Here is a 1,391-nt window from a genome sequence, read left to right on the forward strand (position 1 = left end):
AAGTCCGAGATTCTGTGTAAAATCCCCTCTCCGGTAGACGTCATAGAATGCTCACAGTCAGGCGTTTAGGATATGGAGCTTGGCTTGTTGGCCTGATTCTTGCTGCTGTTTCTTCCACTGCCAGTAATCGTCCATATTCAGGTAACGGTGCCCCGTGGTCCAAGCCTCGTCAATCTCCATGAGCAGCGCCCCCAACAGCCGAATGGCGGATTCTCGGTTCGGAAAGATGCGGATCACCCGTTCTCTACGCCGGATCTCTTCGTTCAGTCGCTCCACGCCATTGGTCGTCCGCAGCCGGCGACGGTACCGGTCTGGTAGCGCCAGAACCGCCGTCACGTCGTCAAAGCCGTCCTCTAGCACCCGCACGGCTTTGGGCGCTTTGTCGGCGAATTCTTCCACAAACTCATTCATCAGCAGTCGAGCTGTCTTCAGGTCTGGTGCATCCAGAATCGCTCGTACACGCTTGTAGACGTCCTCCTGCAACGCTTTGGGTGTGGCATCCAGCAGATTTCTCATGAGATGTGTCTGGCATCTTTGCCAGGTGCACCCCTGGAACTCGGTCTGAAGCACCTTAACCAATCCGCTATGACTGTCTGACACGACCATGTCGACACCCCTGAGATCCCGTCTTTTCAGCCAGGCAAAGAACTCTCGCCAACTCGCCTCCGATTCGCTGTCCCCTAGCATCAAACCCAGGACTTCCCGGTAACCCTTTTCGTTGATCCCCACGGCAATCATGGCGGCTCGAGAACGTACTCGCCCATCCTCTCGAATCTTCAACACGAAAGCGTCGACAAGGACAAAGGGGTAGCAGTGCTCCCGCAGACTACGGTTGTTCCACGCATGAACGATGGGATCCAGGCGCTTGCACAGGTCCGAGACCGTGGACTTGGAGAACTCCGTCTCGCACAGTTCTTCCGTGATTTTGGCCACCTTACGGGTTGAGACGCCATTGATCACCATCTCCATCATCGCCAGAACCAGTGCCTGCTCACTCCGCTGGTACCGGGCAAACAGTTCGGTAGAGAACTGTCCATTTCGCACCCGGGGTACGCGCAGAGTCAGACGGCCAACACGGGTGGTCAGGGTGTGGGGGACAGTCCCGTTCCGATACCCTTGCCGCTCATCGGTCCGCTCATACGGTGCCGCCTTCAGTTGTTCCGTCACTTGGGCCTGCAATACCTGATTGAGTACCTGCTCGACGAGTTTCGCTACACCCCCATCTTGCAAAAACAGGGCTTTCAAAGTATCGTCATTCAGGGTAATCTGGTATTGAGCCATTGCGTTTCCCTCCTGGTATGGGGTTCTCGCTAATCTCACATTCTACCCAAGAGGGGCGGATGGCTCATTTTATGTGCCATCCGTTTTTACACAGCTTACCGGACACTACT

The 1,391-nt window shown here is 55.5% G+C and carries 1 protein-coding gene; it reads right to left on the minus strand.

Annotated features, from left to right (window positions below):
* Window positions 1-57: 57 nt before the first annotated feature.
* Window positions 58-1,281: an IS256 family transposase gene (locus AK2_RS16200; RefSeq protein WP_067937141.1), complete on the minus strand. Its 1,224-nt coding sequence runs from the start codon at window positions 1,279-1,281 to the stop codon at window positions 58-60.
* Window positions 1,282-1,391 lie beyond the last annotated feature (110 nt).

The organism is Alicyclobacillus kakegawensis NBRC 103104, from assembly GCF_001552655.1.
Lineage (GTDB): Bacteria > Bacillota > Bacilli > Alicyclobacillales > Alicyclobacillaceae > Alicyclobacillus_G > Alicyclobacillus_G kakegawensis.